Annotated in this window: 15 protein-coding genes and 2 riboswitches; of the genes, 8 read left to right on the top strand and 7 right to left on the bottom strand. The window is 70.2% G+C overall.

The genetic code is table 11. From position 1 onward, the window contains the following. Nucleotides 1-110 precede the first annotated feature (110 nt). The 5 genes from SB754_RS10010 to SB754_RS09990 are packed head-to-tail and all read right to left on the bottom strand — an operon-like array spanning nt 111 to nt 5,703. Nucleotides 111-1,253 carry a cysteine desulfurase family protein gene (locus tag SB754_RS10010; protein WP_410782175.1) on the bottom strand — a complete coding sequence of 381 codons (1,143 nt, stop codon included), beginning with the start codon at nt 1,251-1,253 and terminating at the stop codon, nt 111-113. After that, nucleotides 1,250-2,104 carry a carboxylating nicotinate-nucleotide diphosphorylase gene (nadC, locus tag SB754_RS10005; protein WP_410782174.1) on the bottom strand — a complete coding sequence of 285 codons (855 nt, stop codon included), beginning with the start codon at nt 2,102-2,104 and terminating at the stop codon, nt 1,250-1,252. Before nadC ends, SB754_RS10010 begins: the two co-directional genes overlap by 4 nt. Next, nucleotides 2,098-3,678, bottom strand: coding sequence for an L-aspartate oxidase (nadB, locus tag SB754_RS10000; RefSeq protein WP_410782173.1), 1,581 nt, complete (start codon nt 3,676-3,678; stop codon nt 2,098-2,100). Before nadB ends, nadC begins: the two co-directional genes overlap by 7 nt. A gap of 1 nt (nt 3,679) precedes the next feature. Next, a complete protein-coding gene (gene nadA, locus SB754_RS09995) occupies nt 3,680-4,969 on the bottom strand; it encodes a quinolinate synthase NadA (protein ID WP_410783300.1) in 1,290 nt (429 codons plus the stop codon). Nucleotides 4,970-4,971: 2 nt separating this feature from the next. After that, entirely contained in the window at nt 4,972-5,703 is a 732-nt protein-coding gene (locus SB754_RS09990; RefSeq protein ID WP_410782172.1) for an NUDIX hydrolase, read from the bottom strand. A gap of 146 nt (nt 5,704-5,849) precedes the next feature. Beyond that, a riboswitch (glycine riboswitch) is annotated at nt 5,850-5,944 on the top strand. Then, nucleotides 5,945-6,048: riboswitch (glycine riboswitch) on the top strand. Nucleotides 6,049-6,110: 62 nt separating this feature from the next. Between SB754_RS09990 and gcvT the strand changes: the two genes are divergently transcribed. The 3 genes from gcvT to gcvP are packed head-to-tail and all read left to right on the top strand — an operon-like array spanning nt 6,111 to nt 10,624. Continuing rightward, complete coding sequence (gene gcvT / locus SB754_RS09985) at nt 6,111-7,316, top strand: glycine cleavage system aminomethyltransferase GcvT (RefSeq protein WP_410782171.1); 1,206 nt, start codon at nt 6,111-6,113, stop codon at nt 7,314-7,316. A gap of 2 nt (nt 7,317-7,318) precedes the next feature. Next, nucleotides 7,319-7,693, top strand: coding sequence for a glycine cleavage system protein GcvH (gene gcvH, locus SB754_RS09980; protein ID WP_410782170.1), 375 nt, complete (start codon nt 7,319-7,321; stop codon nt 7,691-7,693). Nucleotides 7,694-7,708: 15 nt separating this feature from the next. Beyond that, nucleotides 7,709-10,624 (top strand): aminomethyl-transferring glycine dehydrogenase, encoded by a 2,916-nt coding sequence (gcvP, locus tag SB754_RS09975; RefSeq protein WP_410782169.1) that lies wholly within the window; start codon nt 7,709-7,711, stop codon nt 10,622-10,624. A 146-nt stretch (nt 10,625-10,770) separates the two neighbouring features. Here the strand turns inward: gcvP and SB754_RS09970 are convergent, their stop codons facing one another. Further along, nucleotides 10,771-11,580, bottom strand: coding sequence for a CPBP family intramembrane glutamic endopeptidase (locus SB754_RS09970; protein WP_410782168.1), 810 nt, complete (start codon nt 11,578-11,580; stop codon nt 10,771-10,773). 231 nt (nt 11,581-11,811) lie between these two features. Between SB754_RS09970 and SB754_RS09965 the strand changes: the two genes are divergently transcribed. The 3 genes from SB754_RS09965 to SB754_RS09955 all read left to right on the top strand — a co-directional run bounded on the left by SB754_RS09965 (nt 11,812) and on the right by SB754_RS09955 (nt 16,336). Continuing rightward, nucleotides 11,812-13,602 carry an ABC transporter family substrate-binding protein gene (locus SB754_RS09965; RefSeq protein ID WP_410782167.1) on the top strand — a complete coding sequence of 597 codons (1,791 nt, stop codon included), beginning with the start codon at nt 11,812-11,814 and terminating at the stop codon, nt 13,600-13,602. A gap of 191 nt (nt 13,603-13,793) precedes the next feature. Further along, a complete protein-coding gene (locus tag SB754_RS09960; protein ID WP_410782166.1) occupies nt 13,794-15,326 on the top strand; it encodes an ABC transporter permease in 1,533 nt (510 codons plus the stop codon). Then, a complete protein-coding gene (locus tag SB754_RS09955; RefSeq protein ID WP_410782165.1) occupies nt 15,326-16,336 on the top strand; it encodes an ABC transporter permease in 1,011 nt (336 codons plus the stop codon). The genes SB754_RS09960 and SB754_RS09955 overlap by 1 nt, the downstream gene beginning before the upstream one ends. A gap of 32 nt (nt 16,337-16,368) precedes the next feature. Here SB754_RS09955 and SB754_RS09950 read toward each other — a convergent pair whose 3' ends face one another. Next, complete coding sequence (locus tag SB754_RS09950) at nt 16,369-16,998, bottom strand: PH domain-containing protein (RefSeq protein WP_410782164.1); 630 nt, start codon at nt 16,996-16,998, stop codon at nt 16,369-16,371. 65 nt (nt 16,999-17,063) lie between these two features. Between SB754_RS09950 and SB754_RS09945 the strand changes: the two genes are divergently transcribed. Both SB754_RS09945 and typA read left to right on the top strand, forming a co-directional pair. Then, nucleotides 17,064-18,917: an ABC transporter ATP-binding protein gene (locus SB754_RS09945; RefSeq protein WP_410782163.1), complete on the top strand. Its 1,854-nt coding sequence runs from the start codon at nt 17,064-17,066 to the stop codon at nt 18,915-18,917. Between the two features lie 117 nt (nt 18,918-19,034). After that, nucleotides 19,035-20,960, top strand: coding sequence for a translational GTPase TypA (typA, locus tag SB754_RS09940; protein WP_410782162.1), 1,926 nt, complete (start codon nt 19,035-19,037; stop codon nt 20,958-20,960). Nucleotides 20,961-20,977: the final 17 nt, after the last annotated feature.

The following is a 20,977-nucleotide window of genomic DNA, read 5'->3' as shown; positions in this document are numbered from 1 at the left end:
AGAACGGTGGAGGCCATCCACACACCCTGACTGCTACGTCGCGTAACGAGTGCGCCGCGGCGCCCCGCCGCAGTCGTGACGCCGCACCGCACTCGTGACCCGGGGAGGCCTCAGCCCGCCAGACCCGCCACCGCCCGCACGGCCTCGCCGACGGCGGGCGCGACCGCGGCGAGCTGCTCTGCGGACACCTCCGGCCCCCACGAGAACCGCACAGCGGTCCGCGCCACATCCTCCGGGTAGCCCAGAGCCAGCAGCACGTGCGAGGCGTCCTCGCTTCCGGCCGCGCACGCCGATCCGCTGGACGAGATCACGCCGCGCCGCTCCAGCTCGAGCAGTACGGCCTCCCCGTTCGTCCCCGGGAACACGAACGACGCCGTTCCCGGCAGCCGCGAGGTCGGATGCCCGGTCAGGGAGGCGCCCGGCGCCGCGGCCTGCACCGCCGCCACGAACGCGTCCCGGGCTGCAGCCGCGGCGTCCGCCCGGGCAGTCAGCCCGTCCGACGAGAGCCGCGCGGCCGTGGCCAGTGCCACAGCGCCGGCCACGTTCTCCGTCCCCGACCGCCGGCCGCGCTCCTGCCCCCCTCCGCTGAGCAGCGGCTCCAGCGGGATCCGCGCACGCACGAACAGCGCCCCGACGCCTTTCGGCGCACCGATCTTGTGCCCGGAGACGCTGAGCGCGTCCACCCCCAGCGCGCCGACGTCGAGGGGCAGCCATCCCGCCGCCTGCACCGCGTCGGTGTGGAACGGGATGCCGCGCTCGTGCGCGAGCGCCGCCAGCGCGGCGACCGGCTGCACCGTCCCGACCTCGTTGTTGGCGAGCATCACGGACGCGAGCGTGGTGTCCGGTCGCAGCGCCGCGGCGAAGTCGTCGGGCGACACCAGCCCGTCGCGTCGCACCGGCACGAACGTCACCGTGAACCCGTGCAGCCGCACCAGCTGATCGACCGATTCGAGCACCGCCTCGTGCTCGATGCGCGTCGTGACGATGTGCCGCCCGCGCGGGTTCGCCAGCGCGATCCCCTTGACGGCGAGGTTGTCGGCCTCCGTCCCCCCGGAGGTGAAGATCACCTCTGAGGCCCGACACCCGAGCCACGCGGCGACGCCCGCCCGCGCGTCCGCCAGACCGCGGGCAGCAGACTCGCCGACGGTGTGGTGGCTGGACGGGTTGCCGAAGTCGCCCGTCAGGTACGGCCACATCGCCTCCAGCACCTCCCGGCGGACCGGGGAGGTGGCGGCGGCGTCGAGGTAGATCACTCGACCACCACGTCCAGACCCAGGTCGAGCGAGCGGACGCTGTGCGTCAGCGCCCCGGCGGAGATCACGTCCACGCCGGTCTCGGCGATGCTCCGGATGGTGGCGAGGCTGACGTTGCCGCTCGCCTCCACGATGGCGCGGCCGCCGACGAGCGCGACGCCCTCTCGCAGCTCGTCGACGCTGAAGTTGTCGAGCATGATCGTGTCGACTCCCGCGGCGAGCACCGGCCCGATCTGGTCGATCCGGTCGACCTCCACCTCCAGATGGGTGGTGTGCGAGAGCTCCGCGCGCACCCGCAGCAGGGCCTCCGTCACCGACAGGCCGGTCTGCGCGGTGAGCACGGCCAGGTGGTTGTCCTTCGCCATGACGGCGTCCGAGAGCGAGTAGCGGTGGTTGTGCCCGCCGCCCGCCCGGACCGCGTGGCGCTCGAAGGCGCGCAGCCCCGGAGTGGTCTTGCGCGTGTCCACGATGCGGGCGGAGGTGTGGGCGACCTCGGCGACGAAGGCGGCGGTCAGGGTGGCGATGCCGCTCATCCGCTGCACGAAGTTGAGGGCGACGCGTTCGCCCTGGAGGACGGAGCGCGCCGGGCCGCTCACCGTCGCCAGGGCGTCCCCGGCGGCGAAGACGGCGCCGTCGGCGACGTGCAGCTCGACCTCGATCGCCGGGTCGGTGAGCGTCATCGCGGCGGCGAACACCTCGCCGCCGGCGAAGGTCCCCGGCTCGCGGGCGACCAGGCGCGCCGTCGCGACCGCCTCCTCCGGGATGAGCAGCCCGCTGGTGAGGTCGCCCCAGGGCGCATCCTCGACGAGGGCGGCCTGGACGACGGTGTGGATGATGTGGCGGGTCAGCATGCGGCGGGAACCTCGGATCGGGTCGGCCGGGTGAGGGCCGCGGACGGAGCAGAAGAAGAGGAGGGGATCAGGACCGTGTGCGCCGCTGCGCCCTCGGCTGGCAGCGGGAAGTCGGAGCGGAAGTGGGCTCCGCGCGACTCCTCCCGGGAGAGCGCGGCGGCGACGACGAGACGGCCGAGAGTGAGCAGGTCGGCATCCTCGCCCGGCTCAGGAAGGGCCGTTGCGGCCAGCTCGGCAGCCGCCGCGGAAAGGCGTGCGCCTTCACGATGCACTCCAGCAGCCTCCCAGAGCAGGTCGCCGAGACGGGCGCGGTCGAACGGCCGGGAGGCGGCGCGCGTGGCCGGCGACGGGCTCGCGACCGCGGCCTCCCGCACCCACGCGGGCGGCTCGTCGGTCCACGGGAGGTCGACGGCCTCCGCAGCCCGGTGGCCGTACACGAGTCCCTCCAGCAGCGAGTTCGAGGCGAGCCGGTTCGCGCCGTGCGTGCCGGTGCAGGCGACTTCGCCGACGGCGAAGAGCCCGGGCACGGTCGTCCGGCCCTCGGTGTCCGTCGCGACGCCGCCCATGGCGTAGTGGGCGGCGGGCGTGACGGGGATGGGATGCGCCGCCCAGTCGTAGCCCGCAGCACGCGTGGCGGCGTCGATGGTGGGGAAGCGGCGGGCGAGGAACGCACCGCCGAGCGCGGTGGCGTCGAGCAGCACGGGACGGCCGCCCTGCGCCGCCATCTCGACCGCGATACCGCGGGCGACCACGTCGCGCGGCGCCAACTCGGCGTCGGGATGCACGTCGGTCATGAAGCGCTCGCCGCGGGCATTGCGCAGCACTGCTCCCTCACCGCGGACGGCCTCGGACACCAGGAAGGCGCCCGCCGAGCCGGCGTCGGGCCTGTACAGGGCCGTCGGGTGGAACTGGGTGAACTCGAGATCGGCGAGGACAGCTCCGGCCCGCCAGGCGGCCGCGACCCCGTCGCCGGTGGCGACCGGAGGATTCGTGGTGTGCGCGTAGAGCCGGCCCCAGCCTCCCGTCGCGAGCACCACGGCGTCGGCCGCGAGCCGAAGCGGCGCCCCGCCGATCCGCAGCGACACCCCGGTCGCGCGCGCGTCCTCCACGATCACGTCGTCGAGGAATGCCCCCTCGACGACCGGGATGCCCGCGGCATGCACCGCGGCGATCAGCGCCCGTTCCAGCTCGGCGCCCGTCGCATCCCCACCGGCGTGGAGGACGCGGGCCGACGAGTGCGCGGCCTCCAGTCCGCGGGCGAGCGCGTCTCCGTCGCGGTCGAACTCGGCACCCAGCGCGATCAGCTCGCCGACCCGCAGCGGGCCGTCGGAGCACAGCGCCTCGACCGCCTCCCGGACGTTCAGCCCGGCGCCGGCGCGAACGGTGTCGGCGATGTGCGCGTCGACGCTGTCGTCCGGGAACAGCGCAGCGGCGATCCCGCCCTGCGCGTGCCGGGTGCTGCCGTCGCTCGCCCCGGCCTTGGTGACGACTGTCACGTCGTGGCCGAGGGTGTTCGCCCGCAGGGCCGCGGACAGCCCGGCGATCCCGCTCCCGACGACGACCACGCGGCCCATGTCAGGCCGCCATCGTCGTGTCGGGTCGTGCCGCCAGCATCCGCTCCAGCGCCACCCGTGCGGGCGCGGCGACGGCCTCCGGCACGGTCACCTGGTTGAGCACCTCGCCGCGCACCAGCCCCTCCAGCACCCAGGCCAGGTAGCCGGGGTGGATGCGGTACATGGTCGAGCACGGGCAGACGACCGCGTCGAGACAGAAGATCGTGTGCTGCGGGAACTGCGCGGCGAGTCGCTGCACCAGGTTGATCTCGGTGCCGATCGCGAAGGTCGACCCTGCCGGCGCCGCCTGGATCGCCTTCACGATGTAGTCGGTCGAGCCGTACTCGTCGGCGGCGTCCACCACATCCATCGGGCACTCGGGGTGCACGATCACGCGGACGTCCGGGAACTCGGCACGCGCGTGCTCGATCTGGCCGACCGTGAAGCGCTTGTGCACAGAGCAGAAGCCGTGCCAGAGGATGACGCGCGCGTCCTGCAGCGTCTGGGCGTCGGTGCCGCCCCAGGCCTTGCGCGGGTTCCACAGCGGCATCCGCTCGATCGGCACGCCCATCGCCTTCGCGGTGTTGCGGCCGAGGTGCTGGTCCGGGAAGAAGAGGACGCGCTGCCCGCGCTCGAACGCCCACTCCAGCACGGTGGCAGCGTTGGAGGAGGTGCAGACGATCCCGCCGTGCTCGCCGCAGAACGCCTTCAGCGCCGCCGACGAGTTCATGTAGGTGACCGGGATGACCGGAACGCGGCCGTCCGCGTCCGGCTCTGTGCCGTACAGCTCCTCGAGCTGCTCCCAGCACTCCTGCACGGAGTCGAGGTCGGCCATGTCGGCCATCGAGCATCCGGCCGCCAGGTTCGGGAGGATGACCCGCTGCTCCGGGCGGGACACGATGTCGGCGGTCTCGGCCATGAAGTGGACGCCGCAGAAGACGATCGCCTCCGCCTCCGGCCGTGCCTTCGCCGCATTCGCGAGCTGGAACGAGTCGCCGACGAAGTCCGCGTACTGCACCACTTCGTCGCGCTGGTAGAAGTGGCCCATCACCGCGACCCGGTCGCCCAGGGTCTGCTTGGCGGCGCGGATGCGGTCGCCGAGCTCCTGCGCGGTGGCCGTGCGGTACTCCTCGGGCAGCTCGCCCTGCCGCGGCGCGTTCGCCGGGATGGGGTCGGCGACGGAGGCCCCCGGCCCGTACGAGGGGGCGAGCGCGTCGAACTCCCAGGGCGCCTCGGCCAGCTCGGGCGTGCAGGTCTCGCCGTCCAGCTGCCCGGCGGCGATGAGGCGGATGGTGGTGTCGACCGAAGCCATGGTCATGATTCGCTTCTTCCTTCGAACGGATGCTGCTGCCGGGGGAGCGGCCCCGCATCGGCGAGGTCGATCCGGTCGTTGTAGCGGTACAGCCGCGGCGGACGGTGCGGTGTGCCGGTCAGGTACTCGTCGGTGGCGACGACGGTGCCGGACGCCTCGATGGTGCGGCGGAAGTTGGCGGGGTCGAGCGGACGGCCGAGCACGGCCTCGTGCACGCCCCGCAGCTGGGCCAGCGTGAAGCGCTCGCCGAGGAACGCGAGAGCTACCGCTGCGTACTCCATCTTGGTGCGCAGCCGCCAGAGCGCGTACTCGACGATGGTGTTGTGGTCGAAGGCCAACTCCGGGAGCTCGTCGGCGGGGAACCAGCGCACGTTCTGCCCGACCCTCGCGCGCTCCGCCTCGTCGCTGCGGACCAGGGCCCAGTAGACGACGGAGACGACGCGCTCGGCGCCGGGGGAGCGGTCGGCGTCGCCGAACGCGTACAGCTGCTCCAGGTAGCTCGGGGCGAGTCCGGTGGTGTCGTTGAGGGTTCGGGCGGCGGCGTAGGCGAGGTCCTCACCGACGCGCAGCGGGCCGCCGGGGAGGGCCCAGCGGCCGTCGAAGGGCTCGCGGATGCGGCGCACCAGCGGCAGCCAGATCTGCGGCTCTCCGCCGGTCTCCTCGTCGCTGCGGAGCGCGAAGATGACCGTCGAGACCGCGAGCATCGCGCTCGCGTGCTCGTGCCGTTCCGTCATGGTCGCTCCGAACTAATGGTCATGTTGACTGTAACTCTGCGTCCATCTTAGTGTCGCCTCCACCCGAACACCAAACGGGGCGGGAGGCGCGCGGCGCGATGGAACCGGATATGCTGGCCGGACATCCAACTGAATACCGGGCCAATCAGGTCGATGCGGGAGAGTCGCACGCGCGAGCGGGCGGCACCGAAGGAGCAATCCTCCCCGACAATCTCTCAGGTACGCGTACCGCATCGGACTGGCCACTCTGAAAAGCAGGACGGCGCCCGCCGTCCTCGCCCACGGTGAAAGCCGCGACCCCCGGGCCGCGGTGAAACTCTCAGGCCGGATGACAGAGGGGGAGTTCTTCCCGGGGGCGACAACGCCCCCGCAGCCCCCGGCCGCTCGGCCGGCGAATCGGAGAACTCATGACCTCCCAGAGCTTGCCCCCGAACCGGCAGACGACCGACCAGCAGCCCGGCGACCGGACCTCGCCGCTCCACGACGCGCACGTCGCGGCCGGCGCCTCCTTCACCGACTTCGCGGGCTGGCAGATGCCCGTCCGCTACTCGTCCGACCTGGCGGAGCACCACGCCGTGCGCACCGCTGCCGGCCTCTTCGACCTCTCTCACATGGGCGAGATCGTCCTGCTCGGACCGGAGGCCGGACAGGCGCTCGACTACGCGCTCGCCGGCAAGCTCTCTGCGCTCGCCGAGGACCAGGCCAAGTACAGCCTCCTGCTGTCGCGCTCGGGTGGGATCATCGACGACCTCGTCGTCTACCGCACCGGCGAGGACCGCTACATGGTGGTCGCGAACGCGTCCAACCGCGACGCAGTCGCCCAGGAGCTGCGCGACCGCACCGCGCCGTTCGACGTCGAGGTGTTCGACGAGTCGGACGACATCGCCCTGATCGCGGTCCAGGGTCCCGCCGCGCTCTCCATCCTGCTCGCGACGTCCGGGCTCGCGGCCGACGACGGTGCCCTCGGCGGCGGCGACTTCGGCGAGCGACTCTCCGCGCTCAAGTACTATTGGTCGCTCCCGGCCGAGTTCGAGACGCATCCCGTCCTCATCGCCCGCACCGGCTACACCGGCGAGGACGGCTTCGAGCTGTACGTCGCCCCCGACAACGCCGGCGCCCTGTGGGACGCTCTGCTCGAGGCGGGCGCCGCGCAGGGCCTGGTGCCCGCCGGTCTCGCCAGCCGCGACACCCTCCGCCTCGAAGCGGGGATGCCGCTGTACGGCCACGAGCTCGGCCTCGGCACGATGCCGGCGCAGGCCGGTCTCGGACGCGTCGTCAACCTCGGCAAGGACACCGACTTCGTCGGTCGCGCCGCCAGCGAGGAGGGCCCGGACCCGGAGGCGCGGGTCCTCGTCGGCCTGACCGGAGAGGGCAAACGGGCCGCCCGCGCCGGCTACCCGGTCTTCGCGAAGGACGTCGCGGATGGCGACGACGCCGAGGTCGGCGTCGTCACCTCCGGCGCCCTGTCGCCGACGCTCGGCGTGCCGATCGCGATGGCGTACGTCGCGCCGCAGGTCGCCCGAGAGAACACCGTGCTCCACGTGGATGTGCGCGGCATGCGCCTCCCGTTCACCGTCACCGCCCTCCCCTTCTACAGCAGAAAGAAGCGCTAGCCATGGCCGCAGAACGAGACCTGAAGTACACCCCCGAGCACGAGTGGCTCCTGGTCGAGGGCGACGTCGCGACCGTCGGCATCACCTCCTACGCCGCCGAGAAGCTGGGCGACGTGGTGTTCGTCGAGCTCCCGGAGGAGGGCAGCGACGTGACGGCCGGTCGCGTGGTCGGCGAGATCGAGTCGACCAAGTCGGTCGGCGAGCTGTTCGCTCCGGTCGACGGCACCGTCGCCGAGGCGAACTCCGCCGTGGTCGACGCCCCGGAGCTCGTGAACTCCGACCCGTTCGGCGAGGGCTGGCTGGTCAAGGTCCGCTTCACCGAGCTCCCCGACAACCTCCTGAGCTACGACGAGTACGCCGCCCTCACCGGCGAGTAAGGTTCCGACCCCTTCATGACCGACCTCTTCCCCTCGCGTCACATCGGCACCGATGGCGACGCGCAGAGCACCATGCTGTCTGCGATCGGTGCGGCGGCCTCCCGCGAGTGGGCATCCGTCGACGATCTCGTCGGCGCGGCCGTCCCCGACTCCATCCGCGTGGACGGCGACCGCACCTCCGTCCTGCCCGCTCCGCTGGGCGAGCGTGCCGCCCTGCGCGAGCTGCGTGCCCTCGCTGCGCGCAACACGGTCAACCGCAGCCTGATCGGCCTCGGCTACTACGGCACGATCACGCCCGCCGTGATCAAGCGGAACGTGCTCGAGAACCCGGGTTGGTACACCGCGTACACGCCGTACCAGCCGGAGATCTCGCAGGGCCGGCTGGAGGCGCTGATCAACTTCCAGACCATGGTCTCCGACCTGACGGGCCTGGATACGGCCAACGCGTCCATGCTCGACGAGGGGACCGCGGTGGTCGAGGGGATGCTGCTGGCGCGGCGCGCCTCCCGGGCGAAGTCGGCGAAGTTCGTGGTCGACGCGGACACGTTCCCGCAGACGCTCGCGCTGCTCCGGAACCGGGCGGAGGCGGTAGGCATCGAACTCGTCGTGCTCGACCTCGCCTCCCTCCCGGCCGATGCGCCGGAGCTGTCGGACGCGTTCGGGCTGTTCGTCCAGTACCCGGGTGCGTCGGGGCGGGTCTGGGATCCGTCGGCCGCCATCCGCACGGCCAAGGAGGCGGGCGCGGTCATCGTCGCCGCCGCCGACCTGCTCGCTCTGACCCTGCTGCGCGCTCCGGGCGAGCTGGGGGCGGACGTCGCCGTCGGCACCAGCCAGCGCTTCGGCGTCCCGATGGGCTTCGGCGGGCCGCACGCCGGCTACATGGCCGTCCGGAAGGGGCTGGAGCGCCAGTTGCCCGGGCGCCTGGTCGGCGTCTCCCAGGATGCGGTGGGCAAGCCCGCGTACCGGCTCACCCTGCAGACCCGCGAGCAGCACATCCGCCGCGAGAAGGCCACCTCCAACATCTGCACGGCGCAGGTCCTCCTCGCGGTGATGGCGGCGATGTACGCGGTCTACCACGGCCCCGCCGGGCTCCGCGCGATCGGCCGCCAGGTGCACCTGTCAGCCGTCGCCGTCGCTCAGGCGCTGCGCGAGGCCGGCGTGGAGGTCGTCTCCCGCTCGTTCTTCGACACCCTCCAGGTGGAGGTCGACGACGCAGCGACGGTCGTCGCCCGGGCGCACGACCGCGGCCTGCTGCTGCACGCCACCGACGCGGGCCTCGTCTCCCTCAGCCTCGACGAGGAGTCGGCCGCCGACCTGCGCGACGGCACGTTCCCGCTGGCCGACCTGATCCGGGTCCTCGGCGGAACGGTCGAGGGGGAGGCCACCCTGATGTTCGGCGCGGACGCCGCGTTCGACCCGGCGCTCGCCCGCGAGTCGGCGTACCTGACGCACCCGGTGTTCAACACGCACCACTCCGAGACCGCGATGATGCGCTACCTGCGGCTGCTGCAGGACCGCGACTATGCGCTCGACCGGGGCATGATCCCGCTCGGTTCGTGCACCATGAAGCTCAACTCGGCCACCGAGATGGAGGCCGTCACCTGGCCCGAGTTCGCGGCGCTGCATCCCTTCGCCCCGGCCGCCGATGTGGCCGGTTCGCTGGAGCTGATCGACCAGCTGGAGCGCTGGCTGGCCGACGTCACCGGCTACGACACCGTCTCCCTGCAGCCCAACGCGGGCAGCCAGGGCGAGCTGGCCGGACTGCTCGCGATCCGCGGCTACCACCGCTCCCGCGGCGACCTCGCGCGGACGGTGTGCCTCATCCCGCAGTCCGCCCACGGCACCAACGCCGCCTCGGCGGTGCTCGCCGGCATGAGCGTCGTCGTCGTGGCGACCGACGAGCTCGGCAACGTCGACCTCGACGACCTCCGCGCCAAGATCGCGGAGCACGCCGACACGCTGGCGGCGCTGATGATCACGTACCCGTCGACGCACGGCGTCTACGAGCACGAGGTCGTCGCCATCACTCAAGCCGTCCACGACGCCGGCGGTCAGGTGTACGTCGACGGCGCCAACCTCAACGCCCTGCTCGGCTACGCCCGGTTCGGCGACTTCGGCGGCGACGTCAGTCACCTGAACCTGCACAAGACGTTCTGCATCCCGCACGGCGGCGGCGGTCCAGGGGTCGGCCCGGTCGCGGCGAAGGCGCACCTCGCGCCGTTCCTGCCCGGGCATCCGCTCGCTCAGGATGCGACGCACCCGCTGGCCGGCGGCGATCGCATCGAGCACGGCGGCGCGCCGGTCTCGGCGGCGCCGTACGGCAGCCCGAGCATCCTCCCGATCAGCTGGGCGTACGTCCGGATGATGGGGGCCGAGGGGCTGAAGGACGCCACCGGTGCGGCCGTGCTCGCGGCGAACTACGTCGCGGCCCGCCTGCGGGAGCACTTCCCGGTGCTCTACGCGGGGGAGGACGGCCTGGTCGCGCACGAGTGCATCCTCGACCTCCGTCTGCTCACCGAGCGCACCGGCGTGACCGTGGACGATGTCGCCAAGCGGCTGATCGACTACGGCTTCCACGCGCCGACCATGTCGTTCCCGGTACCCGGCACGCTGATGGTGGAGCCGACCGAGAGCGAGGACCTGGCGGAGCTTGACCGCTTCGTGGCCGCGATGATCGCGATCCGCGAAGAGGCCGACGCCGTCGCGGCGGGGGACTGGCCTTCGGACGACAATCCGCTGCGCAACGCGCCCCACACCGCGGAGTCTGTCGTCGCCTCCGACTGGAGCCACCCCTACTCGCGCGAGCAGGCCGTCTACCCCGTCCCGTCCCTTGTGCGGAACAAGTACTGGCCCCCCGTCCGCCGCATCGACCAGGCCTACGGCGACCGCAACCTCTTCTGCGCCTGCCCGCCCCCCGAGGCCTTCGCCTGACCCCCTCCCGCGCCCCAGCCGCCCACCATCGAGCCGCCCACCATCCAGCCGCCCACCATCGAGTACATAAAAACTGCACGGAATCCGCCGAAATCCGTGCAGTTTTTGTGTACTCGACGGTGGGCGCAGCGGCCCGGGAGGGAGGCTCAGGCGAAGATGGCGGGCCAGAGGGCGACGGCGAGGGGGTAGCCGACGAACGAGACGATGTCGATGATCGTGTGGGCGATCACGAGCGGCATGACCCGGCCCCAGCGCGTGTAGCACCAGCCGAAGACGACGCCCATGATGGCGTTGCCGACGAACGGTCCGAAGCCCTGGTAGAGGTGGTAGCTGCCGCGCAGCAGGGCCGCCGCGAGGATGATCGTCCACTTCCCCCAGGCGCCCTGCCCCCAGCCGACCTGCCGCAGGCGGGTGAACAGGTACCCGACGACGATCACTTCCTCCTGCAGCCCGGCGCGGAGCGCGGCCAGGATCAGCACCGGAACCGTCCACCAGTGGGCGCTCAGCGTCGAGGCCTCCACGGTGACAGTGAGCCCGAGCACACGGCCGAGCGCGTAGAACAGGATGCCCGGCACGCCGATCACCAAGAACAGCAGCACCCCGCCGCCCAGGTCGCTGCCGGGGCGCGTGAGGTCGAGGCCGATCCTGCGGAAGCCGCTCCGCTGCGGCTGCCACAGCAGGTAGATCACGAGTGCCACGGCGAACAGCGGGAAAAGGTTCCCGAGCACCTGGTAGAGGAAGTCGAAGACCTCGCGCGGCGACTGGCTCGGGTTCACCTCCGCCTTCTGCTGCGACAGCGGGGTGCTCTGGGTGGCACGGTCGACGATGGTGATGATGGAGTAGACGGCCGACTGCCCGAGCGACAGCCCGAGCACGATGGCGATCTCCCACCACAGCCGCGGACGGCTCTCGCGGCTCACCGGGGTCTCGCCGGACCACGTCCGCGTCTCGCTCATAGGAGCATCCTGCCAGGCCCGCGGCGAATCGGACGGATCGTTGCATTGCACGGCCGAATCCATCGTTTTTGTGCGCTTCGTGCACGAATCCGGCGACTGAGTTACCACTATGTAACGTTTTGCCGCGCTGTTTTGCAATCGCTCCCCACGATACCTAGGGTCATTCTTATCCCGCGCGGGACAGGCACTCTCGCACGCCTGGCCCGACGCACACTTCGCACAGGAGGAACATTGCACATCAACGGAAGAAGGGTGAGGTACGCGGTCAGCGCGGTCGCCGTCGCAGGCGTCGCAGCACTCGCACTGTCGGCCTGCACCACGTCCGGCAGCACCAGCACCTCGTCCGCTGCCAAGGGCGGCACCGTGACGGTTGCGGTCGTCAACGACTTCACCTCGTTCAACTCGCAGACGCCTCAGGGCAACCTCGACACGAACGGACAGGTCGCGTACCTCGACGGGTCGTACGGAACGGGTTTCCAGTACCTCGACAACAACTACAAGATCGTCCACGACGACAAGTTCGGCACGTTCGAGAAGACCTCGGATGACCCGCTGACCGTCAAGTACACGCTCAACAAGGACGACAAGTGGTCCGACGGCCAGCCCGTCACCGCTGACGACATGGTGCTCGCCTGGGCGATCCAGTCCGGCCACTACGACTCGGCCAAGTTCGACAGCGACGGCAACGTCACCACCGGCACCCAGTACTTCACGTACGCAGGGTCGACCGCTGGCCTCGACACCACCGACTTCCCGACGATCAGCAACGACAACCGCACGATCACCCTGAAGTACGGCACCCCGTACGTCGACTGGGAGCTCGTCAACCCGATCGCGCAGCCCGCGCACATCGTCGCCAAGAAGGCGGGCCTGTCGTCGGCCGCCGACCTGACGAAGCTGCTCAAGGGCCTGCCGAAGGGCGACCCGGCGAACCCGGCCGCCCCTGACGCCTCGCTGAAGAAGGCGGCGGACTTCGTCAACACGGGCTACGACGTGACCGCGTTCCCGACCGACAAGGACCTCCTGGTCGGCTCCGGCGCGTTCGTCGTCTCCTCGTGGACCCCGGGCCAGTCGCTCACCATGACGCAGAACAAGTACTACGCCGGCGGTCTGAAGCCGAGCGTGGACAAGATCGTGTTCCGCATCATCCCGGACGCGAACGCCCAGGTGACCGCTCTCCAGAACGGCGAAGTGGACGTCATCAACCCCCAGGCGTCCGCCGACACGATCACCGCGCTCAAGCAGACCAGCGCGAAGGTCCTGACCGGCGCCCAGGTGTCGTACGACCACCTCGACCTGAACTTCGGTTCGCAGGTGTTCGCCGACCCGAAGGTCCGCGAGGCGTTCCTGAAGACGATCCCGCGTCAGCAGATCCTCGACTCGATCGTCACCCCGGTCGACCCGAAGGCGAAGGTCCTGGACTCGCAGATCTTCCTGCCGAACCAGTCGGAGTACGCCGGTAGCGTCAAGCAGAACGGTTCCGACAAGTACAGCAAGGTCGACATCGATGGCGCCAAGGCGCTTCTCGCCGGTGCCACCCCGACTGTGCGCATCCTGTACAACACGAACAACCCGAACCGTGTCGACGAGTTCCAGGCGATCTCGGCCTCGGCCGCCAAGGCCGGCTTCAAGGTCGTCGACGCCGGCTCGCCCGACTGGAGCAAGCTGCTCCCGGGTGGCGACTACGACGCCTCGCTCTTCGGCTGGATCAGCCCGGGCGCAGGCACCTCGCAGCTGCCGCAGGTGTTCTCCTCGCAGGGTGGCGGAAACTACAACCGCTACACCGGCACCAACGACCTGGCCCTCAAGTCGCAGACCACCCTCGACAAGGATGCTCTGACGAAGATCGAGTACCAGATCGACAAGCAGACGTTCAGCGACGCTTACGGGCTCCCGCTGTTCCAGCTGCCGGGTGTCTTCGGCGCCACGTCGCGCGTCGACGGCGTCAAGTACAACGGCGGGCAGTCCGGCCCGTTCTGGAACTTCTGGGAGTGGTCGGTCAAGTCGTCCTCCTCGAAGTAACAGCTCCGTAAGACAGAGTGCCCGGGTGAACCCCGGGCACTCTGCCTGCGGGGGGCGTCGGTCTCGGCCGACGCCCCGTATCATGTAGTCGGTGGACGCGATCCGTCCACCCCGTGAGATACGCGCCTGGCGGCAACCCCCCTCCGCCGCACCCCCGATCGGCGCGTCCTGTCAGTGAAGGTTTTGAACCTATGGCGAGTTTCATCCTGAGACGCCTCCTGGTCTCAGTGCTCATCATCATCGCCGCCTCGTTCCTGATGTACATGCTGGTGGCCTACAGTGCCGACCCGCTCCAGGACCTGCGAAGCAGCAATTCCCCCAACAAGACGCAGCTGATCAATGCGCGCATCCAGCTGCTCCAGCTCGATGTCCCGCCGCCGCTGCGCTGGCTGCTGTGGCTCGGCGGCGCCGCCAAGTGCCTCATCCCGTTCGCCAACGCGTGCGACCTCGGATCGACGGTCTCCAACGCCCAGGTGACGGACATCCTGCCTCAGGCGCTCGGCTCGACGGTGCAGCTGGTCACCTTCGCCCTGATCCTCGCCATCCTCCTCGGTGTCACCATCGGCATCGTCACCGCCCTCCGGCAGTACAGCGGACTCGACAACGTCGTCACGTTCCTCAGCTTCTTCCTGTACTCGCTCCCGGCGTTCCTCGTGGCCGTGCTCCTCAAGGAGTTCGTCGCGATCGGCTTCAACAACTTCCTCGCGCATCCCACGATCCCGTGGTGGGTCGCGGTCATCATCGGGGTGGTCGCCGGCCTCATCTGGCAGTCGCTCGTCGGCGGTGATCGGAGGCGGCGTCTGCTCACCTTCGTCATCTCCGGCGTGGCGACGGCGGGCGTCCTGTTGCTGATGTCGGCGATGAACTGGTTCCTCGTCCCCGGCCTCGGCCCGGTGGTGATGATCCTCCTGATCGCTGCGACCGTGGTCGGCGCGACCGCGCTCATCTCGGGGCTGCAGAACAGGCGCGCCCTCATCTCGGCGGCCATCGCCGGGGCGGTCAGCCTCGTCTGCTACTTCGCCCTGCAGCCGCTGTTCGACGTCTCGACCGTCGCCACCATCGTGATCCTCGCGATCGTCGCCATCGTCGTGACCCTCGCGATCGGGTGGTTCGTCGGTGGCTACGACCGCGGCCAGAACATGCGCGTAGCCGTGATCGTCACGCTGGTGTCCGGGTTCCTGATCATCGTCGACCGCTTCATGCAGGCCTGGCCGCAGTACTTCCAGGACACCAACGGCCGCCCGATCGCGACGGTCGGCTCCTCGACGCCGGGCCTCGAGGGCGACATGTGGGTCACCGGGCTCGACACGTTCACGCACCTGGTGCTCCCGACGATCGCGCTGCTGCTGATTTCGTTCGCCTCGTACACCCGCTACTCGCGGGCCGGGATGCTCGAGGTCCTGAACCAGGACTTCATCCGCACCGCCCGCGCGAAGGGCCTGCCGGAGCGGACGGTCGTGGTGCGCCACGCCTTCCGCAACATGCTGATCCCGATCACGACCCTGGTCGCCTTCGATGTGGGCGCGCTGCTCGGTGGCGCTGTCATCACGGAGAGGGTGTTCGCGATCCCCGGGATGGGTTCGCTGTTCAACGCCGGACTGCAGCGCGGCGACCTCAATCCGGTCATGGCCTACTTCTTGGTGATCGCCGCCATGGCGATCCTGTTCAACTTCCTGGCAGACCTCGCGTACGCCGCACTCGACCCGAGAGTGAGGGTCCGATAATGTCCGACAACACACGTATCGCCGACGAGCTGGAGGCGCCCACCGCGCCTCCGGTCAGTCAGGGCAAGCTGGTCTGGAAGCGGTTCCTTTCGAACAAGGTCGCTGTCGGCAGCGCCATCCTGTTCATCCTCATCCTGCTCTTCTCGATCTCGGCGATCGGCCTCGGGCCGATCCACGGGTGGTGGAAGTACAACTACGTCGAGCTGAACGACCAGGTGAAGCAGGGCGCGCCGACGTGGGAGCACCCGTTCGGGCAGGACCGCATCGGCAAGGACTACTTCGCGCTGACCATGCGCGGCATCCAGAACTCGATCCTGGTCATGGTCGTCCTCGGCCTGATCGCGAGCGTCGCCGGTGTCGTCGTGGGCGCCGTAGCCGGGTACTTCCGCGGTGTCGTCGACGCCATCCTGATGCGCATCACCGACGTCTTCATCGTCATCCCTGCGCTGGTGATCGGCTCGGTCGTCGGGCACGCATTCGGCGGACTGGGCGCCTTCTTCCTGGCGCTGATGCTCGGGTTCTTCTCGTGGATGGGCATCGCCCGACTGGTCCGCGGCGAGTTCCTGTCGCTCCGCGAGCGGGAGTTCGTGGAGGCGGCGCGCGTCGCCGGCGCTTCGGACGCCCGCATCATCTTCAAGCACATCCTGCCGAACGCCATCGGCGTGGTGATCGTCGCCTCGACCCTGATCATGGCCTCCGCCATCCTGCTCGAGACCGCGTTGTCGTACCTCGGCTACGGGATCCGGCCGCCGGACGTCTCGCTCGGCCTCCTGATCAGCTCCAACCAGTCGGCGTTCCAGACGCGGCCCTGGCTGTTCTGGTGGCCGGGCGGGTTCATCGTCACCCTGGCGCTGCTCGTCAACTTCGTCGGAGACGGCCTGCGCGACGCGTTCGACCCGCGCCACCGCCGCTTCAACCTGCGCAAGATGCGCGAGCAGGAGCCGGAGGAGGGCGAAGGCGACGACCGCGCGCCGAGGACCGGAGCGGCCCTCGCGGAGGACGTGCTGTGACCACCGCCCCCGCCGCGCTGCTCCTGGCCGCCTCAGGCCAGGAGCAGGGCGGCGACGCTGCCCGCCGCGAGCAGCACCAGCGCCACGAGCGAACCGATGTGCCAGCGGATGCCCACGGGCGTCTCGTCGGCGCGGCCGGCCTCGACCGCTCCCGACTGCTGGAGGGCCGCCCAGCGACGGCGAACCACCTCGGCAGCGGCGCCCGACTCGGTCGCCAGCAGGTCGCCGGGGCGGCGCAGGCTGTCCTCGACGCCCGGCCGGCCGACGCGGCCCTTCGTCTCGCTGCGGGTCGCCCGGAGCGTGCGGGTGGTGCCGGGGGCCGGCGCGGACCACACCGGGAACTTGTGCCCGGGCGTGTAGAGCGTGAGGGCGTACTTGGTGTCGACCGCGATCAGCGCCTCCCACGGAATCCGGATCGTACGCGTCACGTTGACGATCGTCAGGCCGTCGTCGTCACCGACGACGAGCAGTGGGCGCCACAGCATGGCCCAGGCGATGAACGCGAAGAGCGCGACCGGGACGATGTACAGCAGCCGGGCGTCGCGGACGCTCACCAGCAGGCCGATGGTCAGGGCGGCAGCGGCCGCCCAGATCAGCACGGCAAGGACCCGGTTGAACCGGGACACGAAAATCTCGCGCTCGGCGGGGGAGACGTAGGGCATGGCTCCATGCTCTCATTCCCGATGTTCTCCTCCGACGCAGAGCGCGCCCCCGAAAGGAACCACGAATGAGACCTGAGACCAACCCGGCTCGGACGACGCCTGCGACCGGCGGCCCCGTCCTCGAGGTGACCGGCCTCTCCGTCGACTTCGGTGTGGACGGCGAGTGGGTGCCGGCCGCGAAGAAGCTCAACTACCAGATCAAGGCGGGCGAGGTGCTCGCCATCGTCGGTGAGTCCGGCTCCGGCAAGAGCGCGAGCTCGATGGCGATCCTCGACCTCCTGCCGCAGAACTCCCGCGTGCGCGGGTCGATCAAGCTGGACGGTCGCGAGCTGACCGGCCTGAGCCAGCCGCAGATGCGCCGGGTGCGCGGTCGCCAGGTTGCGGTGATCTTCCAGGAGCCGATGACGGCGCTGAACCCGGTGTACACCGTGGGCTTCCAGATCGTCGAGACGCTCCGCATCCACTTCGGGATGTCGCCGCACGAGGCGAAGGAACGCGCGCTCGAGCTGCTCGCCATGGTCGAGCTGCCCGATCCGAAGAAGGCGTTCAACTCCTATCCGCACCAGCTGTCCGGCGGCCAGCGCCAGCGCGCGATGATCGCCCAGTCGATCTCGTGCGACCCGAAGCTGCTGATCGCCGACGAACCCACGACCGCCCTCGACGTGACCGTGCAGGCCGAGATCCTGGAGCTGCTGCGCAGCCTCCGCGACCGGCTCGACAGCGCCATCCTGCTCATCACCCACGACATGGGCGTCGTCGCCGACCTGGCCGACAACATCGTCGTGATGCGCAAGGGCGACATCGTGGAGTCCGGGACGGTCGCCGAGGTCTTCGCCGCGCCGCAGCATCCGTACACCATCGCGCTGCTCGACGCTGTGCCCCACCTGGGTCAGCGCGAGGACGAGGAGATTGACACCACCGCGGCCCTCGCCGCGGGCACCGAGAACCCGGACGCCGCCTTCGCCGAGCGGATCCGCGCCAACGAGCGCGCCGCCCAGGCCGAGCACGAGAAGTCCGAGATGGACAAGCGGGAGGTCGTGGTCGACTTCCGCGACGTCGCCATCGAGTACCCGAAGCACGGCCGCGTGCCGGCCTTCCGCGCCGCGAGCAACATCGACCTGAAGATCCACGAGGGCGAGGTCGTCGGCCTGGTGGGCGAGTCGGGCTCCGGCAAGACGACGCTCGGCCGCGCGGCGATCGGCCTCCTGCCGATCCACTCCGGTCAGCTGGTGGTCGCTGGGCAGGACATCAGCAACGCCGGCCGCGACGAGATCCGGAAGCTGCACCGCAACGTCGGCATCGTCTTCCAGGACCCGTCGTCGTCGTTGAACCCGCGTCTGCAGATCTCCGACTCGATCGGCGAGCCGCTGCGGCTCGCGAAGGGTCTCAAGGGCGCTGAGCTCTCGAAGGAGGTCGACCGCCTGCTCGACAGCGTCGAGCTGCCGCGCGCCTACCGCAGCCGGTTCCCGCACGAGCTCTCCGGTGGCCAGAAGCAGCGCGTCGGCATCGCCCGCGCGCTGTCGCTGAAGCCGCAGGTGCTCATCGCCGACGAACCGACGAGCGCGCTCGACGTCTCCGTGCAGGCCCGCGTCCTGGAGCTGATGCAGGTGCTGCAGAAGGAGATGAACTTCGCGTGCCTGTTCATCACGCACGACCTCGCCGTCATCGACGTGCTGGCCGATCGCATCGCCGTGATGCACCACGGCCGTCTGGTCGAGGTGGGGACGCGCGACGAGATCCTCCGCTACCCGAAGGAGGCGTACACACAGCGCCTCCTCGCCGCGGTCCCGCTCCCCGACCCGGACCAGCAGCGCGCCCGCCGCGCCCTGCGGCTGGAACTGCTCGCCGCCGGCGCCGACGAGACCGCGCCGACCACCGTCGTGCCTGACCCGGAGCCGCCCGCGGCGCGCGGGCTGTAGGCCTCGCTGGGCGGGCGCGACGCGCTCGCTGACAGCGGACACAGGAGAAGGGGAGCGGATCCACGATAGAATGGACCGTTCCCCTTCTTCCTTCTGACGAGAGTCGAGTCCTTAAGCATGTCCGAGAACGCCGTCGCCCGCCGCGATGATCTGCGCAATGTCGCGATCGTCGCCCACGTCGACCACGGCAAGACCACGCTGGTCGACGCCATGCTCAAGCAGACGAACTCCTTCGACGCGCATGCGCACGTCGAAGAGCGCGCCATGGACTCCAACGAGCTGGAGCGCGAGAAGGGCATCACCATCCTCGCCAAGAACACGGCGATCTCGTACAACGGCGTCCACGCCCCCAACGGCCCGATCACCATCAACGTGATCGACACCCCCGGCCACGCCGACTTCGGCGGAGAGGTCGAGCGCGGTCTCTCCATGGTCGACGGCGTCGTGCTGCTGGTGGATGCGTCCGAGGGCCCGCTGCCGCAGACCCGCTTCGTGCTGCGCAAGGCGCTCGAGGCCAAGCTCCCGGTCATCCTGGCCGTCAACAAGACCGACCGCGCCGATGCCCGCATCGAGGAGGTCGTCGGCGAGAGCCAGGACCTGCTGCTCGGCCTCGCCAGCGACATGGCCGACGACGTGCCCGACCTCGACCTCGACGCGATCCTCGACGTGCCGGTCGTCTACGCGTCCGGTCGTGCAGGGGCCGCCAGCCACAACCGTCCGGCCAACGGCGACCTGCCCGACAACGACGACCTCGAGCCGCTGTTCGAGGCGATCCTCGAGCACATCCCCGCGCCGAGCTACGACCCGGAGGCGCCGCTGCAGGCGCACGTCACCAACCTCGACGCCTCGCCGTTCCTCGGCCGCCTCGCGCTGCTCCGCATCTTCAACGGCACCCTGAAGAAGGGCCAGACCGTCGCCTGGGTCCGCCACGACGGCGACGTGCACAACGTCCGCGTCACCGAGTTGCTGATGACCAAGGCGCTCGACCGCTACCCGGCCGAGTCCGGCGGCCCCGGCGACATCGTCGCCGTCGCCGGTTTCGCCGACATCATGATTGGCGACACGCTGGCCGACCCGGAGGATGTGCGCCCGCTTCCCGCGATCCACGTCGACGAGCCCGCCATCTCGATGACCATCGGCACCAACACCTCGCCGCTCGTCGGCAAGGTGAAGGGCCACAAGCTCACCGCCCGCATGGTGAAGGACCGCCTCGACCGCGAGCTGATCGGAAACGTATCGCTCCGCGTGCTCGACATCGGCCGTCCGGACGCGTGGGAGGTCCAGGGCCGCGGCGAGCTCGCGCTGGCCATCCTGGTCGAGCAGATGCGCCGCGAGGGCTACGAGCTGACCGTCGGCAAGCCGCAGGTCGTCACCAAGCGCGTCGACGGCAAGCTGCAGGAGCCGTACGAGCACCTCACCATCGACGCGCCGGAGGAGTACCTGGGCGCGATCACGCAGCTCCTCGCCGCGCGCAAGGGCCGCATGGAGAACATGGCGAACCACGGCACCGGCTGGGTCCGCATGGAGTTCATCGTGCCGTCGCGCGGGCTCATCGGCTTCCGCACCGAGTTCCTGACGACCACCCGCGGCACCGGCATCGCCAACGCCATCGGGCACGGCTACGACGAGTGGGCCGGTCACATCGTGACACGCAGCAACGGCTCGATCGTGGCAGACCGCTCCGGCGTGGTCACCCCGTTCGCCATCATCGCCCTCCAGGAGCGCATGACCTTCTTCGTGAACCCGACAGAAGAGGTCTACGAGGGCATGGTCATCGGTGAGAACTCGCGTGCCGACGACATGGACGTGAACATCACCAAGGAGAAGAAGCTGACCAACATGCGTCAGTCGACGGCCGACAACTTCGAGTCGATGACTCCGTCGCGTCAGCTGACCCTGGAGGAGTGCCTGGAGTTCGCCCGCGACGACGAATGCGTCGAGGTGACCCCGGAGGCCGTCCGCATCCGCAAGGTGGAGCTCGACGCGACCGCCCGCGGCCGCGCTGCGGCCCGCCTGAAGCGTCAGGACGCGGCCGCCGTCTGACGCGCCCCCGCGCCCCA

Origin of the sequence: Leifsonia sp. SIMBA_070, assembly GCF_046534635.1 — a bacterium.
Lineage (GTDB): Bacteria > Actinomycetota > Actinomycetes > Actinomycetales > Microbacteriaceae > Leifsonia.
The sequence above is the reverse complement of the archived record's forward strand: the minus strand, read 5'-3'. Positions and strand labels throughout refer to the sequence as shown.

What these genes read in the sequence shown, in the direction of transcription:
- typA (WP_410782162.1), top strand. Translation starts at nt 19,035, where the DNA reads ATGTCCGAGAACGCCGTCGCCCGCCGCGATGATCTGCGCAATGTCGCG.
- SB754_RS09960 (WP_410782166.1), top strand. Translation starts at nt 13,794, where the DNA reads ATGGCGAGTTTCATCCTGAGACGCCTCCTGGTCTCAGTGCTCATCATC.
- gcvT (WP_410782171.1), top strand. Translation starts at nt 6,111, where the DNA reads ATGACCTCCCAGAGCTTGCCCCCGAACCGGCAGACGACCGACCAGCAG.
- nadA (WP_410783300.1), bottom strand. Translation starts at nt 4,969, where the DNA reads ATGGCTTCGGTCGACACCACCATCCGCCTCATCGCCGCCGGGCAGCTG.
- nadC (WP_410782174.1), bottom strand. Translation starts at nt 2,104, where the DNA reads ATGCTGACCCGCCACATCATCCACACCGTCGTCCAGGCCGCCCTCGTC.
- SB754_RS09945 (WP_410782163.1), top strand. Translation starts at nt 17,064, where the DNA reads ATGAGACCTGAGACCAACCCGGCTCGGACGACGCCTGCGACCGGCGGC.
- SB754_RS09990 (WP_410782172.1), bottom strand. Translation starts at nt 5,703, where the DNA reads ATGACGGAACGGCACGAGCACGCGAGCGCGATGCTCGCGGTCTCGACG.
- SB754_RS09950 (WP_410782164.1), bottom strand. Translation starts at nt 16,998, where the DNA reads ATGCCCTACGTCTCCCCCGCCGAGCGCGAGATTTTCGTGTCCCGGTTC.
- SB754_RS09955 (WP_410782165.1), top strand. Translation starts at nt 15,326, where the DNA reads ATGTCCGACAACACACGTATCGCCGACGAGCTGGAGGCGCCCACCGCG.
- nadB (WP_410782173.1), bottom strand. Translation starts at nt 3,678, where the DNA reads ATGGGCCGCGTGGTCGTCGTCGGGAGCGGGATCGCCGGGCTGTCCGCG.
- SB754_RS09970 (WP_410782168.1), bottom strand. Translation starts at nt 11,580, where the DNA reads ATGAGCGAGACGCGGACGTGGTCCGGCGAGACCCCGGTGAGCCGCGAG.
- gcvP (WP_410782169.1), top strand. Translation starts at nt 7,709, where the DNA reads ATGACCGACCTCTTCCCCTCGCGTCACATCGGCACCGATGGCGACGCG.
- gcvH (WP_410782170.1), top strand. Translation starts at nt 7,319, where the DNA reads ATGGCCGCAGAACGAGACCTGAAGTACACCCCCGAGCACGAGTGGCTC.